The following is a 17,091-nucleotide window of genomic DNA, read 5'->3' on the forward strand; positions in this document are numbered from 1 at the left end:
CAGCCGCTCCTCCTCCGCGATGTCATCGACATCATCGAGGCCGCCCGCGCCCACCGGGACCACGCGGCGGACCTGGTGCACCAGTTGGAGGCCCACGCCTCCTTCCTCGGCCTTGACCAGACCGCCGACACCGGACGGCTCGCCCTCGCCCGCCGCTCCCTGCAACTGCTGGACGTGCTCACGGCGGAGGCGGGCAAGGGCGCGGCCGGGGCGAAGAAGACCGTGAAGGCCATCGCCTCCTTCGACCTCGGCGAGACCAGCGCAGACCGGTACGGGACCTCCATCAAGCAGGCCCACGCCGTCGCGGAGGCCGTGGCCTCCGCCCCTTGGAGCACCCTGGAACTCGCCAACGGACCTGAGGGCGAGGCGCTGCTCGAGTCGCTGCGCAACGTGGCCCGGGACGACCAGCGCACCGCGGACCTGCGCGAGGCCCTCACCCGTACCCAGCGCGAGGTCGTCGCCCTGCTGAAGCGGAACCAGGCCGTCGCCCAGCAGCCCGCGCCCGTCGCGCCGCAGCCCACGGCCGACGACCTGTCCCTGAACACGAACGCGCCGCTCCTGGGCGGAGTTCGACCCGCTGGCCGAGGACACCCCGCGTCGGCGGGCGATGGCCGCCGCCCTTCCCGCCGTGACGGCAGTGTCCCGGACATCGCTCTTCGCGGGCACCCTGATGAAGGGCACCCAGGCCGAGGAGAAACGGCCCTTCCCCGCGCTGAAGCTGTGGAGCGGGGCACCGGCCGCCGTCTTCCACAAGGACGACCTGCGCACCGAGACCGCGGGCGACACCTTCGGCTTCGCCCTCACGGAAGCGCTCACCGACGGCAGGACCCATGTCGCCGTCGTCCTCAACGCCATCGACGACCGCCTTGCCAAGGAACAGAAGCTGGGCGATGGGGCGTGGCGGGTTGACGACGTACCCGGCCTGCGCGACCTGCTCCGGGTGGCGGCGGCCCAGGGCATGGCGGTCGTCGTCACCAGCGACCACGGCCATGTCGTCGACCGGCACGGAACGAAGGCCGACGCGGCCACCGAGCCCGCGTCCGCGCGCCATCGCCTGCCCGGTGGCGGCCCCATCGGCGAACGGGAGATCGCTCTCACCGGACCGCGTGTGGTCTGGCCCGAGCCCGGCGCGTCCATCGTCGCGCTCTGGGACGCGGACTCCCGCTACATTGCCCTCAAGGCCGGCTACCACGGCGGGGCCTCCCTCGCCGAGTTCACCATTCCGGTGCTCGCCTTCCTGCTGTTCGGGGCGGAACCGCCCAAGGGGTGGCGGGAGTTGGGAGACCAGCGGCCACCCTGGTGGGCTCCGGAGGAGGCGGGCCGGCCGGTGTCGGGCGAGCGTTCGGCTCAGGCGGCCGGCGCGGCTCCGAAGAAGGGGACGGCGAAACCCCGCAAGAAGCAGCCTGACCCCGAGTCGCTGACGCGCTGTTCGACGTGGCGCTGACCGTCGGGGGCGACGACACCCTGCTCACACCGACCGTCGTTTCCCGGACCGAGGCGCTTGTCACGATGCTGCTCGACTCGGAGACGTATCAGGTGCAACTCGACGGCCTGGCGCGCAAGCCGCAGCAGGAGCAGGTTTACAAGGCCCTCGCCGCCCTGCTCGACGCGGGCGGCACACCGCCCGTGACCAAAACTGCGTCGGAGGCCTGGAACCCGGAGCCCCGCGCATCAGACTGCCTGGCCATGGATGCAGAGCAGCGGCAACGATCCGTCGTCAGTGGCCGCAACCCTGTCTGCTTCGGCATGGCGCTCGTGGTGCTGTGCGGTGTGTTCTGCGCGTGGGGCGCATCGTCGGGCCGGTGCGCCCGAGGCGCGGCCAGGCCGGCACTGTCCCCGTGACGAGATCTCGCACTCCTCGGAGCACGCCCGACTCATGGCCGAGCTGAGCCTGGCGGGCCACAGGGTCCCGAGACGCCGGTGGACCTGCCGCTCGGCACAGCCGAAGAGGAGTTCCTTCACCGTCCATGACGAGCCGTTCCCGGACGACTTCCAGATCTGGCCCTGCACGCCACGGGTGACGGGTGACGGGTGACGGGTGTCACCGTCCGTGATCCGGTGCCGCGCACGTAGGTGTCCGCGATGAAGTCGGCCGTGCTTCGCACAGGTATGCCTCCGCGTCGTCGATCGGTGTGATGCCGACGCTGCCGGGTGGCACGGCGATCGTCGGCGCCTTCGCCAAACGGGCATGTTCGGGGCGGAAGGGATATGTGGGGTGGGCGGCGCCTATGCGGTTTTGCTGAGGAACGGGCCGTGGCTGCGCGCCCGCGGCCCGCTCTCGATACGGGCGCGTATCGCCTCGTATACAACTCGAACGCCTGTGGCGGCGGAGCGGTTGGTTCGGCATCGCGCCGGAGCCTGTGACGGTGCCGAAATACCGGCGGACGAGCTTGAATACGTGTCACTGCTGCACCATTTGTGGCCTGCTTGACGTCACCTGGTGGGTGCGGCATCATCAAGCTGATCTTTGAAAGTTACCCAAATTCCTGCGTGTCGTCTTGTTCTGGCGTGTTGTCTAAATTGCGGGAAGCTCTTGCGGAGATCGCAACTGGGGGGAGGGGAGAGGGGTGCGATACATCGACGCACGACATCTGGAACGTGATCCTGATCCCGAAGGGGAGGAAATCGCTGCGGAGCTGACAGGGGATGAGCCCGCTTTACTCGATGAATATCGGAGCAAGCTCATTGAGCAGCGAAATCCACTGGGTCTGAACACCGAGGCCTGGGTAACCTGCCGTGAGCAGGCCCAGCACATTCTGAACGAGTGCCGCCACGTTCTGCGGAACGGCGTTGAGATGCCGTTCGATCTGCAACTCGCGCAGAAAACACGTCACTTGGGTGCGACCCGGATAGTGCAGGGAATCGCGCCGATCCACTCCGTTCGCGCGGGATCCCTGTTCGTCCAGGTGGTCGCGGGGTTCCTGGGACGCTCCTCGGCCGCCCGGCAGTGCTGCGGCCAGTGGCAGATGAGGGTGCTGTCGACGCTCCAGGCGTCGATCACCCGCCGACTGGACGAGGGGGCCAGCGGACACGACCTCTTCCTGCTCGATGTCGTACGTGACTCCGCCAAGCAGAGTCGCGACGGCATGGCGCGGGAGATCCATGACCGCATCGGCAGCGCGGCCAGCCTGGCCCTGCGCCAGCTGGAGCTCTACGAACTCTCCCTGAACGGGGCGCCGGGGGAGGACGCCCGCCTGAGCAGCCTCAAAGAGGCGATCCTGGAGACGATGTTCAGCACTCGGGACGTCGTGACCGAACTGCGCACCCGCACCAACACCGCCGGTTCCCTCCAGGTGGCGCTGTCCTCCTTCGTCGCGGCCATGGCGATCGAGGAACCGGTGGTGGAGATCCGGATGGAGGACTCCGGTGATCTGATGCCGGACAAGGTCGGTGACGACCTCTTCCTCGTCCTCCGCGAATGCCTGCGCAACGCCCTGGCGCACGCGTACGCCTCCCACGTGACCATCGAGGCCAGGGTCGACGCCCGTGGGCTCTGGGCCCGAGTACGGGACGACGGGGCCGGGTTCCCCGCGGAGCGGAGCTTCGGCAACGGCCTCACCTCGGTGCTGGAACGGACCCAGCTCATGGGTGGTCAAGTGAGTATCGACAGCGTTCCCGGGAGGGGCACGGTCATCGAGCTCTCGGTGCCGATCGGTGGGGAGTCGAATGCGGACGCCTGACCCGGGCCGGACGCCTGACCCGGGCCGGACGCCTGCCGCGTGCCGGACGCCGGGCGCGGACGAGCCGATCCGCATCATCGCAGTCGACGACCACTCCCTGCTGCGCGGCGCTCTGTGCCAGTTGCTCGGGGTGGAGGACGACCTGCGGGTCGTGGCTGAGGTGGACACCTCCAGAGGACTGGGCGACCTCGTGGCGAGCACGGGGGCGCATGTCGTGCTGCTCGACGTGGAAATGCCCGATCACCATGCGCCCTCCGTCGTCAGCGCGTTGACCGAGCGCTTTCCGGACCTGCATGTGCTGATGCTGAGCATGTACAGCCATGGCCCGCTGGTGCAGGAACTGCTTGCCTGCGGAGCCCGCGGTTACCTCCACAAGAGCGTGCCCCGCGATTCGCTGCTGGCCGCGATTCGAAACGTCACGGAGCGCGACTCGCCCCTCGTGATCGCGGTTCCGCGCAGCGGGATTCCGGAGAGTGGGTTCGGCGCGCCCCGGCAAATGCTCTCACGCCGCGAAAAAGAAGTCCTCACTCTTGTCTCGACGGCCCTGAGCAATCGCCAGATCGCCAATGAACTCGGCATCACCGAGGGGACGGTGAAACGGCATCTGCGGAACATCTTCGAAAAGCTCGGCGCCGTCTCCCGTATCGAGGCGGTCAATAAGGCCGTCGACGCTCAACTCATAGCTCCGGTCCGTAAATTCTGATACTCGCCGTGGACGCGAGCGCGCAGCGTCACAGGAAACTCACAGTTGGCCCCGGCGTCCGAACAGCACACGGGGGCCGGAGTTCGTCATGCCCGACAGCACGGGAAGCGGCACGGCAAACCCCCGGTGGCATACACCTTTCGGGGTATGCCGAGTGTCCCATGATGAGCGTGGCGCGAATCCATCCGTGGGGTTAGGTTCGCAGCCATGCCAAGAGTGACGTCTGCGAGACCTGTGAGAACCGCACCGTCCACCTTCGAATCGCACGTCGCGGGACCGGCTCGAACTGCACGTACGAACTGGTTGTCGCTGTGCGTCCGGGAAACCCGGCCCACGGTGCAGATCATCTTCCTGATGCGTTACGCGGTGGCGGGGACGGCCGGGGCGAGCGGGTATTCGGCCTTTCCGCCGGCCTTCGTGTTCGGCGCCGGGGTATGGCTGTGCTCCATCGCCTTCACCTATCTCTACAACGGGGTCACGGACGTGCGGGAGGACCGGGCCAACGGCTCCGGGCGGCCCATAGCGCGCGGCGCCCTGCCCGTCACGGTCGCCCGGGCCGCCGCCTGGACACTGGCCGCGACGGCCCTGACCGGTGGGATCCTGCTGGGGCCCGCGATGTTCGTGGTGACCCTCGGCATGCTGTTGCTGGGATACGCGTACTCGGCGCCCGCGCTCGCCCTCAAGAGCCGGACCCCGGCCACCATCGCCGTGGTGGTGGCCAGTGGATTCCTGACCTACGCCGCGGGCGCCCTGTGCGGCGCCGTCCCGCTCACGGTGGAACTGCTCGTCTTCGCCGTCGCGATGACCCTGTGGATGGGCATGGTCGGGGCGATAGCCAAGGACTTCTCGGACGACGTGGGCGACGCGAAGCACGGCCGCCGCAACTGGACGATCCTGTGGGGCCGTACCGTCACCGCCTGCATCGTCTCGCTCAGCGCCCTCGGCATCGGAGCGGGCGTGCTCGTCAGCGCCGTCGAACTCGACGCGCCGGCGCTGCTCGTGCCCGGGTTCGTGGTCCTCGGCGGGGCGCTGGTCCTGTCGGCGGCGGCCCTCACCGCCCGGGCCGGCGACACCCGCTCCCGCCGCAGGCGGCCGTACCGCATCTTCATGATCACGCAGTACACGGCGCACTGCGTCGTCCTCGCCCAGCCTGTCGTCTGACACGCGGGAGTTCGGGAGCGGCCGCGAGGCGTGGACCGCTGGGCAACTCCGAGGCCCGAACGGCGGCCCGAGGCCCGAACCAACAGCGTCGACCCAATCAACAGCACCGAGTTCAAGGGGCGAATGGCCGATGAACAACACGGGGGTAGCTCTCCGCGTTCAGCTTCTGGGACCGATACGCGCGTGGAGACACGGGAAGGAGGTGGCGCTGGGTCCGCCCAAACAGCGCGCGGTCCTCAGCCTGCTCGCGAGCCGGGCGGGCGAGGTCGTGGGCCCCGAGACCATCACGAGCGCTCTCTGGGGCAGCGACACCCCGCATACGGCGGCCAACGGCGTGCACACCTACGTGGCGGGGTTGCGCCGCGTGCTGGAGCCGGGGCGCGGCAGAAGGGGGGCCAGCACACTCCTCACCTCGGAACCCGGGGGGTACTGCCTGCGCATGGACCCGGCCGAGGTGGACGCGACACTCTTCGTCCAGCGGCACACCCTCGCGCGAAGGTCCCGCGAGGGAGGCCACGTCGACACGACCCTCGGGTTGTACGAGGGGGCCCTGGCGTCATGGCACGGCGAGGCCTACTCCGGTGTCCCCGGGCCGTTCGCCGCCATGGAGAGCTTACGTCTGCGGGACCTCCGGCTGACCGCGGTCGAGGAGTGGGCCGCCGTCATGCTGGAGGCCGGGCGGCACACGGAGGCGGTCAGCGAACTCACCCGCGCGGTGGCCGATGAGCCGCTGCGCGAGAAGCTGCGAGGGCTGCTCATGCAGGCGCTCTGTCGCAGCGGTCGGCAGGTGCAGGCCCTCTCCGTGTACATGGAGACGCGCCAACTGCTGCGGCGGGAACTGGGCATCGAGCCGGGTGCCGAGCTGCGCGACGTCCATCAGCAGATCCTGGCCGGGGGAGAGAGTGCCCCGGTACCCGACGGGCACCCGACGGGCGGACCGGCCGACCGCGCCGGGACGATCACGGGCGTCCGGGAGACCCTGACGGTCGACATCCCCAAGCCCGCCCAACTCCCGCCACTGGCACGAGGGTTCACCGGTCGTGTCCGAGAACTGGAGCAGCTGGACGGCATGCTGGGCGACGAGTGCCCCGAACGGGGCCAGGCCGCCTCGGTGGTCATCGTCCACGGGCCGGCGGGCGTCGGCAAATCGGCGCTCGTGGTCAAGCTCGCGCACCGCCTCTCGGACCGCTTCCCGGAGGGGCAGCTCTATGTGGACCTGGGGGGCAACGGGCTGCGGGGCAGGCCGCTGAGCGCCTCGGACGCGCTGCTGCAAGTGCTGACCAGCCTCGGTGTCGACAGCGCGCGAATACCCAGGGACCCGGCGGCCCGCACCACGCTCTACCGCAGTCTGCTGCACGACAAGCGGATGCTGGTGGTGCTGGACGACGCCCTCAGCGCGGACCAGATCAGGCCGCTGATCCCGCACGGTCCGTCCTGCGTCGTCGCCACCAGCCGACAGCGGTTCCGCGGACTGGCTGCTCGGGACGGGGCGCGCACCGTGCCGGTCGGACCGCTGGTCGACGGCGAGGCGGCACAACTGCTCACCACCCTGTGCGAAGGGCGGTTCGGCGGGCAGGAGGCGACCGCCCTGCGACTGGCGGCCCTGTGCGGCGGACTTCCGCTGGCGGTGCGCATCCTCGCCGAGAAGCTCACCGCCAACTCCGGTGTGCCGTTGGACGCCCTGCTGGAGCAGTACGGGGCGGAGAGCGGGCGGCTGGACCGTCTCACGGTGGCGGACGACGCGCTGGCCAGCATCCGCAACGTGTTCGAGACGTCCTACCAGGCGCTGCCCGCCGAGGCGGCGCGCATGTTCCGCCACCTGGGTCTGTACCGGGACGGCCTGATCACGGTCCGGATCGCGGCCGCGCTGGCGGACACCGACGCGCACACCGCGCGCCGACTGCTCGACACGCTGGTCGCCAACCATCTGCTGGAGGAGGAGGGCGGGTTCTGGTACCGCTTCGCCGACCTCATCGGGATCTACGCCGCCGAGTGCGCGCGGCGTGAGCCGCCGTTGAACCGGGAAGCGGCCCTGACCCGACTGGACGATCTGAGATCGGCCATTCCGTGGCCGAGGTCGGCGGCCGACGAGTGCGTGTCCAGAGTCGGTCCCGATGAGCCGGCCCTCGAAGAACACGGGAACGCGGTCCGACGGCTCGGGGTGTCCGGCGGTCGCCAGGACGCACCCAACTGGCCTGATTCGGCCCCCTCTTCGCGTTGTAGGGGCTGCGGGTCGACTGCGGTCGTGATTTGATACGAGCCGTTCTCGTATCAATACTCCTTGACTCCCGAGAGGAATCCCCGTGTCAACAGATGCCATCTGGGACAACCCCAAGCGTTGGTGGGCGCTTGGCGTCCTGGTCGTCTGCGTCCTCGTGAACGGCCTGGACGCGACCATCCTGTACGTGGCGATGCCGGAGCTGGTCGACGCGTTAGGCGCCTCCAACTCCGAGCTCCAGTGGTTCCACAACGCCTACCTGCTGGTCTTCGCGAGCCTGATGCTGCCTTTCGGCGTGCTCGCCGACCGCATCGGTCTCAAGCGGCTGCTGCTGGGGGGGCTCGGGGTCTTCGGCCTCGCCTCGGCATACGCCATGGCCGTGGACAGCTCGGGAGAACTGATCGTCGGCCGCGCGGTCATGGGGCTCGGTGCGGCCGTCATCACGCCCGTGTCGCTCGCCATGCTGCCGGTGCTCTTCGCGCCGCAGGAGCGGGCCCGGGCGCTGGCGATCTGGTCGGCGGGGGTGGCCCTGGGACTGCCCATCGGCCCGCTGGCCGGCGGCTGGCTGCTGGAGCACTTCTGGTGGGGATCGGTGTTCCTGATCAACATCCCGATCGTCGCGCTGGCCATGGTGGCCGGGCTGTTCCTCTTCCCGGAGCGCAGGGGGCAGCGGGAGCACGCGTTCGACTGGCAGGGGGCCGTGCTGTCCGTGATCGGGCTGGGATCGCTCACCTACGCCCTGACGCAGGCGCCCGAGGAGGGCTGGCTGAGTGCGGCCACGCTCGTCGGGGCCGCGGTGGGAGCGGTGTTCCTGACCCTGTTCGTCCTGCGTGAGCGGGCCACCGAGCATCCGCTGCTGGACGTCCTGGCGTTCCGCAACCGGCGCTTCGGCGCCTCCGTGGCGGCGCTGCTGATGGTCCACTTCGCCATGACCGGCTTCCTGTTCATGCTCAGCCCCTACCTCCAGGCCGTGCTGGGCAACTCGTCGTTCGGCACGGGCGTGCGGATGCTGCCGGTCGTCCTCGCGGTGATGGTCGGCGCGGGCAGCGCCGAACGCCTGGCTCCGCGGGTGGGACCGCGAGGCCCGGTCACGGCGGGCCTGCTGCTGCTGGGCGGCGGTCTGCTGATCTTCTCCTCCACGGGCGTGGATTCGAGCGACACCTTCGTCGCCCTCGCCCAACTGCCGCTCGGCCTCGGTATCGGCCTCACACTGGCGATCGCGATGCACACCGCCCTGTCCACGGCACCCGACGAGAAGTCCGGCGAGGCGTCCGGCGCGACCAGCGCCTTCCGTCAGGTCGGCGGTGTCGTCGGGGTGGCCGTGCTCGGCAGTGTGCTCGGCACCGCGTACAAGGACGACATGGAGTCCGCCACCCGAGGGCTGCCCGAACCCGCGGCCGATGCGGCGGGCGAGACGGTCGGAGCCGCCCTGCAGGTCGCGGCGCAACTGGGGAGCAAGGGCGAGGCACTGGCCGAGACCGCCCGGAAGGTCTACGTGGACAGCATGGACCTCGCCCTTGTCGGCGGCGGCATGGTGCTCTTCGTGCTGGCGGCGGTGGTGTTCGCCTGGATGCCCTCGGGGGCGGCCAGGGCCCACGAGAAGCCCGCCGGCCCCGTCGGGAAGCCCGCTGAGCTCGAGGACGAGCGCGTAGGATGAACTCTGCGAAGCGAACAGGGAGTTCGGCGGCACGTTTACCGAAGGGCTGACTGGACAGATGCGCGAAACCCGTGAAGGTCACCAGCTCGCACCCCGGACAATCGGCCGTCCGCGCAGCAGGAACGCCGACACCGCGATCCTGAAGGCGACGGTGTCGCTGCTGGGCGAGTCCGGTTTCCAGGGGCTCACGATGGAGCAGGTCGCCCGGCGCGCCGGTGTCGGCCGGGCGACCGTCTACCGGCGCTGGAAGACGAAGGAAGAGATGATCATCAACGCGCTCGACTCGTTGATGGCCGACTTCGACGTCCCGGAGACCGGTGACCTGCACGGCGATCTGTTCGCGATGACCTGCTGGCTGCGGGACGGTCTGCTGAACGCCCCCGAGGGGCGCCTGCTGCCCCACCTGGCCGCTCAGGCGGTCAGCGACCCGAACTTCCCCACCAGTCATATGGAGACCTGGGTCTGTCCCTGGCGGGACGCCGTGGAACGCGTGCTGGTCGGCGGGCAGGACATGGGTCTCGTACGCAAGGACGTCAACGTCACGGGCATCGTCGACATGCTGGGCGGAGTGGTCATCCTCCGGCTCTTCCTGGGACACGGACGGCCGCTGTCCGAGGACCAGATCAAGGACATGGTGGACGCCGTGCTGCACGGGGCCCTCGCCAAGGGCTGACAGCCCCTGTCCGGTGTGCCGGGCGTTCCGCGGCGGGCGTCGGTGCTGTCGTGGCCCCGTACCCGCTTCCCTCCGTTCGGCGGCAGTCGTGCGTTCGCGCACGCTCGCGCCCATTTGGAGCCCTTTCATGCCAGAACAGGCCCACCCTCCGCTCTCCGTACCCCGCCCCCCCGGCGAGACCCGTACCTGGCCCGGCTCCTTCGCGGACCGGCTGACCTCCCCGCTGCCGGGCGTCACGGACTTCGTCCGCCTGGCGCTGCGCGGGGAGCGGCTGCGGCCTCCGGCCGACACCATGCCGCAGATCAAGGAACTCCCTTACGAACCAGGCCCGTTGCCCGATGCCGGACCCAATGGGATCGGGCTGACCTGGGCCGGGCACGCCAGCTGGGTCGTGCGGGTGGGCGGACTGACCGTCCTCACCGACCCCGTCTGGTCACGCAAGATCTTCGGCACGCCGGACCGGGTCACCCCGGTGGGGGTTCCCTGGGAGGAGCTCCCCCCGATCGACGCGGTCCTCATCAGCCACAACCACTACGATCATCTCGACGCCCCCACCCTCGCCAGACTGCCCCGGGACACCCCGCTGTTCGTGCCGGCCGGAGTCGCCCGCTGGGCCCGCGCCCGGCGGTTCACCCACGTCACCGAACTCGACTGGTGGGAGGCGGGGGAGCTGAAGGGGGAGGCGGGGCCGGTCCGGTTCGACTTCGTCCCCTCGCACCACTGGAGCCGGCGCGGGCTGAACGACACCTGCCGCAGTCTGTGGGGCGGTTGGATGATCACCGCTCAGGACGGCAAGCGCGTGTACTTCGCCGGGGACACCGGCTACGGCCACTGGTTCGAGGAGATCGGCCGGCGATACCCGGGAATCGACGCGGCGCTCCTGCCCATCGGTGCCTACGAGCCACGCTGGATGCTGGCCCCGGTCCACACCTCGCCCGAAGAGGCGGTACAGGCGTGCGCCGACCTCAAGGCGCGGATCATGGTCCCGATGCACTGGGCGACCTTCCTGCTCTCCGCCGAGGCACCGCTCGAACCCCTGCACCGCGTGCGGGCGGCCTGGGCGGCGGCGGGCCATTCGGACGACGAACTCTGGGACCTGCCCATCGGGGCGTCCCGGGTACTCGGCGGAAACTGACCGGAATCCAGATCGGGTCGGCCGGGGCCGACCGGTCTGGATTTTCCATTTCAGGCATGTAAACAATCCTCGAATGTTTCCGAAATGCCTCGCCAGAAGGGATCCAGAGAGTATCCAGACCTCCTCCATTTAGGTTGCATCCAGACTTTCTCCAGGAGGGTTGATGCAGACTCGTGGCGTGTACTGGAGCAGGACAGCGCTCTTATTCGTCACCGTGCCTGCATCGGACGAGGGGAAGGTCTACGCATGTCGTCCAGTCTTTTCGGAATTTCCGCCGACTATGACGTCATAGTCATCGGGGGAGGACCGGCCGGTGCTACGACGGCCGGGCTCCTCGCCAAGCGCGGCCACCGGGTGCTCGTACTCGACCGGGAACGTTTTCCGCGCTATCACGTCGGTGAGTCGCTCATTCCCGCCTTCATGCGTCCCATGGAGGAAATGGGGCTCACCGAGCGCATGGATGAGCGGGGCTTCGAGCGGAAGTACGGCGGAAGTCTTGTCTGGGGCAACAACCAGATCCCCTGGAAGTTCGCCTTCCTCAAGGGGAAGTACCCGTACGCGTTCCACACCCGCAGGGCCGACCTGGACGCACTGATCCTGGACCGGGCCCGGGAACTGGGCGCCCACATCATCGAGGACGCCACGGTCAAGGAGCCGATCGAGGAGAACGGCCGGGTCGTCGGCGTCCGCTACACCCTCCGTGGCACGGAGGGCGTCCAGGAGGTGCGCGCCGGGCTCGTGGTGGACGCCTCCGGCCAGGCCCGGGTGCTCAGCCGCCGGTTCACCGAGGTCAAGTGGCACGACGAGCTGCGCAACGTCGCCGTGTGGACGTACTTCGACAACTGCGAGCGGCTCGAAGGCGACGAGTACACCAACATCCTGATCGAAGGCCTCGACGATGGCTGGTTCTGGGCCATCCCGATCGACAAGGGCACCATCAGCGTCGGCTACGTGACCCGGTCCGCGACGGCCGGTGAGTCCGGGCACTCGCTGGAGCAGCTGTTCCACGACGAGCGGGGACGCACGACCAAGCTCAAGCACATGCTGCGCGGTGCCCGGCAGTCCGCCGGCTTCCGCACGGCGCGCGACTGGTCGTACCACTCGGACCGGTTCTACGGCGACGGCTGGGTGCTGGTCGGCGACTCCGCCGCCTTCGTCGACCCGCTGTTCTCCACCGGTGTCGCCCTGGCGTCGCTGGCCGGCAGCACCCTGGCCACGATCGTCGACCAGATCATCAAGCACCCGGAGATCGAGGAGAAGGCGCTCGACCGTTACGCGACCGCGTATTCGGGATTCTTCGACGAGATCCGTGAATTCGTCGAGCGGTTCTACGACCGCACGAAGTACAAGGAGTTCTACCACAGCCTCGCCCAGGAAATGATCGACCCGGAACACGAGCAGAAGCCCGCCGACGACTTCGTCACACTGATCTCCGGCCTCAGCGGAAACCACCCGATGTTCCACATCGGATTGGATGACCTGATCTCGGATGCGGCGAGTCAGGAACCCGCCGAGTCCTGAACCCCGTGCGGGACAGCCGCCGCGCCGTGGCGGCTGTCCCGTCGTGCCCGAAAACCAGTTGCGCCGATTGGTGAGGACCGTTCCGGGAAATGTCTAGTCATCAACTTCAGATCCTGTTCCTCGACATCGCACTGATTCTTCTGCTGGCCCGTGGTCTGGGGCATCTGGCCGCCCGTGTCCAGCAGCCGCCGGTCGTCGGGGAGATCCTCGCGGGAGTGCTGCTCGGCCCAACCCTGCTCAACGGCGCGCTGAGCGACAACCTGTTCCCCTCGGAAGTACGTCCGATGCTGGTCGGCATGGCCAATCTCGGCGTCGTGCTCTTCATGTTCGCGGTCGGTCTCGAAATCGAGCAGAGCACTCTGCGAGGCCACGGAAGGCTCACCGCGTCGACGGCACTGGGTTCCACGGCGGTGCCGTTCGTGCTCGGCGTCGGCCTCGGGCTGGTCTTCCTGAACAGTCACGACACCGACAACCCCACCGCGTTCGTGGTCTTCATCGGGCTCTCCGTCTCGGTCACCGCGTTCCCGGTCCTCGCCCGCATCCTCACCGATCGCGGGCTGAGCAGGACGGCGGTCGGCTCCATCGCGCTGGCGACGGCGGCGGTCGTCGACGTGGTGGCCTGGGTGGCGCTCGCCGCGGTCAACGCGTCCGTCGGCGGCGCCGGAAGCCACTGGCTGGTCGCACTCACGCTGCCGTACGCGGTGTTCATGGTGCTCGTGGTCAGGCCGCTGCTGAAGTGGTTCCTCGCCCCGGGCGGCGAGGCGCGGACCTTCACTCCATGGCGGTTCGCGGTCGTCCTCATCGGAGCGCTGCTGTCCGCCACCGCGACCGAGGCCATCGGCATGCACTTCATCTTCGGTGCCTTCCTGTTCGGCCTGGTGGTGCCGAGGGAGGGCGCGCAGGCCCTGCGGGCAGACATCCACGACCGCACCAGCCACCTCACCGGACTGCTGCTGCCCATCTACTTCGTGGTCGCCGGCTTCCAGGTCGACCTGAGCGGACTCGGCGCCGACGGACTGGTGGAACTCTCACTGATCCTGATGGTCGCGGTGGTGGGCAAGTTCGGCGGCACGTACCTCGGAGCCCGGCTCCAGAAACTGCCGGGCCGCCCGTCCGCCGCCCTCGCCGCACTGATGAACACCCGCGGCCTGACCGAGCTGGTCATTCTCGGAGTGGGCCTTCAGATCGGCCTCCTGGACAACTCGTTGTACTCCCTGATGGTGGTCATGGCCGTGGTCACCACCGTGATGACCGGCCCGCTGCTGTCGCGCGTCTACACGAAGCCCGTGGAGCCGGACCTCCGGTCGGCGGACACGCGCCGGGAGGACGCCAGGGCCTCCACCTAGTCACCACCCAGGCATCTCGTCACATGGGTACACAGGCGCCGCCCGGCACGGCCCAGCGGAACACGTCGGCCCCCACCCAGAGGGACACACACGATATGTATCTGGTCGAACGTGAGCGGGAGCTCGCCGCGCTGTCGGAGTTGCTCGGGGAACGCGCCCGGGGCGGCGGGGGCGCGGCGCTGATCTCCGGTGGTATCGGTTGCGGCAAGACCGCTCTGCTGACCGAACTGGGCGGCAGAGCGGCAGAGCTGGGCTTCCAGGTGCTGGGGGCGGTCGGATCGCTGGCCGAGAGACGGTCCACGGGCGGCGTGCTGGGACAACTCCTGCGGTACGTGGATCTCCCGGCGGAGGACCACCGGGTACTGACCGGGCTGCTGGAGCGGGCCGGCGCCCCGTTCGCCGAGACGGGTCCCGGACCCGTCGCGCTCGATCCCGGGACGGCGCTCGCTCTGCGACGCCTGTGCTCCGCTGTCGAACGGCTCGCGGCGCGTGCTCCGCTGCTGCTGTGCGTCGACGACGTCCAGTTCACCGACCCGCTGTCCGTCCACTGGCTCCTGCTGGTACTGCGGCGGTTGTCGGCCGCCCCGATCGTGCTGGTGATGACCGAGTGCACCCTGTCCCGCCCCGCCGACCCCCGGCTGCACGCGGAACTGCTGCGCCGACCCGGTTACCGCCCCCTCACGCTGAACAGGCTCTCCCGCGACGGTGTGGCCGCCGTACTGGCCCAGCGCTTCACCCCCGCGCTCGCGCGGGCTCTGGCGGACGACTGCCACACCGTCAGCGGCGGCAACCCGCTGCTCGTGCTCGCTCTCGCCGAGGACAACGGCTGTCGCGCCACCGACCCCGACGGCTCCCCGCTCGTCGTGGCCGACGCCTACCTCGACGCCGCGACGGGCTGTCTGCACCGCGGCTGGCCCGCCCTGCCGCGGATAGCCCAGGCACTCGCCGTACTCGACGGGGACGTCGGCCCGCCGGAGCCGAACGGCCCCGCGGAAGCCCGTGCGCACCCCCGTACCGTACGACCCGGCACCCGCCTGGTGGCCAGGCTGGCGGACGTGGAGGAGCCGGTCCTCGTCCGCGGGATGCGGGCGCTCGACACGGCAGGGCTGCTCACCGACGGCCGGCCACCGCACCCCGTGGCGCGCATCGCCGCGCTCGGCGGCCTCAGCGGGCAGGAGCGCTCGGCGTTGCGCCGGCGAGCGGCGGAACTGCTGTACGAGGAGGGCGCGCCCGCGGTCACCGTCGCCCGGCAGTTGCTCGCCGCCGAACCGGTACGGCTGCCCTGGACGGTTCCCGTGCTGCGCGAGGCCGCCGAGCGGCACCTGGTGGCCAGCAGACCCGCCGAGGCCCAGGCCTGTCTGGAGGCGGCCCTGCGGGTCTGCGACGACGAGGTCGAGCGGCTCAGGCTCAAGGCGCTGCTCGCGGGTACGGCCTGGGTGCTCGACCCGTCGATCGGCGCCCGGCATCTGGTGGAACTCGCCGCCGCGGTGCGCGACGGACGGCTGCCGGACCAGTACGCGCTGATGCTTGCCAAGTACCTGCTGTGGCACGGCCGGTTCGACGAGGCCGCCGACGCGATCGAGCGCATCAGCCTGAGCGGGGACGCCTCCGACCCGGTGGCCGCGGCGGAGGCCCGGGCCACGCGGGAACTCCTCTCCGCCACCTACCCCGCGCTGGTGTCCAGGACCGGCGGACGGCCGCGCCCCGAGACACGGCGGCGGGGCGCCTCGCCGGGCGATCCGCGCAGCCGGGGAGCAGCCGCGCTCTCCCAGGTGCTGAGGCACGGCCCCGGGCAGCCTGCGGTGATCGCGGCGGAGGCCGCGATGCGGGCCATGCGGCTGGGCCGGAACACCCACGAGTGGCTCACGTGTGCCGTGTCGGCGCTGCTGTTCGCGGACCGGATCACCGCCGCGGCAGACTGGTGCGACCACTGGCTGGCCGAGGCGAGGAGCCGTCAAGTCCCCCTGTGGACAGCCGAGTTCTCCTCCCTGCGGGCGGGGATCGCGCTGCGACAGGGCAACCCGGTGCAGGCCAGGGAGCTCGCCGAGGCGGCGCTGGCCCAAGTGCCCGTTGAGAGCTGGGGCGTGTGCATCGGCGGACCGCTGGCCAACCTGATCCAGGCCAACACCGACACCGGCAACCACGCCGCCGCGGCCGAGTACCTGGACGTACCGGTCCCCGAGGGCATGTTCCACAGCCGCTTCGGCCTGTACTACCTCCAGGCCAGAGGGAGCCACTACCTGGCCACCGGTCAACCGCACGCGGCGCTGGACGACTTCGCCACCTGCGGCGAGCTGATGCGCCACTGGGGCTTCGACCAGCCCGCCCTGATCCCCTGGCGCTCCGGGGCGGCCCGCGCGCGGCTGGCCCTCGGCTCCGCCGCGGCGGCACTCGAACTTGCCCGGGAGCAGCTGGAGCTGGCAGGTGAGGAGCGGTCCCGCACCCGGGGCATGGCGCTGCGGGCGGTCGCCGCGGCGAGCCGGCCCTCGCAGCGGGCGGCTCTGCTCAGGAACGCCGTGGTGGTCCTGGAGGCCTGCGGCGACCGGCTTCAACTGGCGGGCGCGCTCGCCGACCTCGGGACGGCCCTGGCGCGGGCCGGCCGACCGGTCCGTGCCAGGACGCTGCTCGACAGGGCCGTCCGCCTGGCCGAGGAATGCGGCGCGCCTGATCTGGCCGACGAGGCGCGCTCGACGCGGGCCGCGCCGTTCGGGGCCGCTTCAGGAGGCCGGACGGACGCGGTCGGCTCCGCCCCGCCGGACCGGATGTACGACGTGCTGAGCACGGCGGAGCAGCGGGTGGCCGAACTGGCCGGTCGCGGGCACACCAACCGGCAGATATCCGAACGGCTGGGCATCACCGTCAGCACCGTCGAGCAGCACCTCACCCGGATATTCCGGAAGCTCGGCGTGCGGACCCGTGGTGACCTGCCGACGGGCGGCGCCATCGAGGCGGTCGCGGGCTGAACCAGGAGAACGGGCGCACACGCTCGACAAAGGA

The 17,091-nt window shown here is 70.0% G+C and carries 10 protein-coding genes and 2 pseudogenes; all 12 read left to right on the forward strand.

Annotated elements, in window-relative coordinates:
* Positions 1-30: 30 nt before the first annotated feature.
* Positions 31-546: pseudogene (locus RB628_RS10650) on the forward strand (phage resistance protein); the annotation flags it as partial.
* Positions 547-550: 4 nt separating this feature from the next.
* Positions 551-1,689, forward strand: a pseudogene (pglZ, locus tag RB628_RS10655) (BREX-2 system phosphatase PglZ); the annotation flags it as partial.
* A gap of 1,106 nt (positions 1,690-2,795) precedes the next feature.
* Positions 2,796-3,680 carry a sensor histidine kinase gene (locus tag RB628_RS10665; RefSeq protein WP_318320088.1) on the forward strand — a complete coding sequence of 295 codons (885 nt, stop codon included), beginning with the start codon at positions 2,796-2,798 and terminating at the stop codon, positions 3,678-3,680.
* The gene (locus tag RB628_RS10670; RefSeq protein WP_318320089.1) at positions 3,667-4,383 is read left to right on the forward strand and encodes a response regulator transcription factor; all 717 of its coding nucleotides are present in this window, start codon (positions 3,667-3,669) and stop codon (positions 4,381-4,383) included. The genes RB628_RS10665 and RB628_RS10670 overlap by 14 nt, the downstream gene beginning before the upstream one ends.
* 336 nt (positions 4,384-4,719) lie before the next feature.
* Positions 4,720-5,544, forward strand: coding sequence for a UbiA family prenyltransferase (locus tag RB628_RS10675; protein WP_318320090.1), 825 nt, complete (start codon positions 4,720-4,722; stop codon positions 5,542-5,544).
* A gap of 202 nt (positions 5,545-5,746) precedes the next feature.
* Complete coding sequence (locus RB628_RS10680) at positions 5,747-7,798, forward strand: BTAD domain-containing putative transcriptional regulator (protein WP_318320091.1); 2,052 nt, start codon at positions 5,747-5,749, stop codon at positions 7,796-7,798.
* Between the two features lie 49 nt (positions 7,799-7,847).
* The gene (locus RB628_RS10685; RefSeq protein WP_318320092.1) at positions 7,848-9,419 is read left to right on the forward strand and encodes a DHA2 family efflux MFS transporter permease subunit; all 1,572 of its coding nucleotides are present in this window, start codon (positions 7,848-7,850) and stop codon (positions 9,417-9,419) included.
* A 58-nt stretch (positions 9,420-9,477) separates the two neighbouring features.
* Positions 9,478-10,092 carry a TetR/AcrR family transcriptional regulator gene (locus tag RB628_RS10690; protein WP_318320093.1) on the forward strand — a complete coding sequence of 205 codons (615 nt, stop codon included), beginning with the start codon at positions 9,478-9,480 and terminating at the stop codon, positions 10,090-10,092.
* A 127-nt stretch (positions 10,093-10,219) separates the two neighbouring features.
* Entirely contained in the window at positions 10,220-11,227 is a 1,008-nt protein-coding gene (locus RB628_RS10695) for an MBL fold metallo-hydrolase (protein ID WP_318320094.1), read from the forward strand.
* A gap of 246 nt (positions 11,228-11,473) precedes the next feature.
* Positions 11,474-12,748 (forward strand): NAD(P)/FAD-dependent oxidoreductase, encoded by a 1,275-nt coding sequence (locus tag RB628_RS10700; protein WP_318320095.1) that lies wholly within the window; start codon positions 11,474-11,476, stop codon positions 12,746-12,748.
* 89 nt (positions 12,749-12,837) lie between these two features.
* A complete protein-coding gene (locus RB628_RS10705; RefSeq protein ID WP_318320096.1) occupies positions 12,838-14,094 on the forward strand; it encodes a cation:proton antiporter in 1,257 nt (418 codons plus the stop codon).
* Between the two features lie 95 nt (positions 14,095-14,189).
* A complete protein-coding gene (locus RB628_RS10710) occupies positions 14,190-17,057 on the forward strand; it encodes an AAA family ATPase (protein WP_318320097.1) in 2,868 nt (955 codons plus the stop codon).
* Positions 17,058-17,091: the final 34 nt, after the last annotated feature.

The sequence above is a fragment of the Streptomyces sp. ADMS genome (assembly GCF_033441795.1).
Taxonomy (GTDB): Bacteria; Actinomycetota; Actinomycetes; order Streptomycetales; family Streptomycetaceae; genus Streptomyces.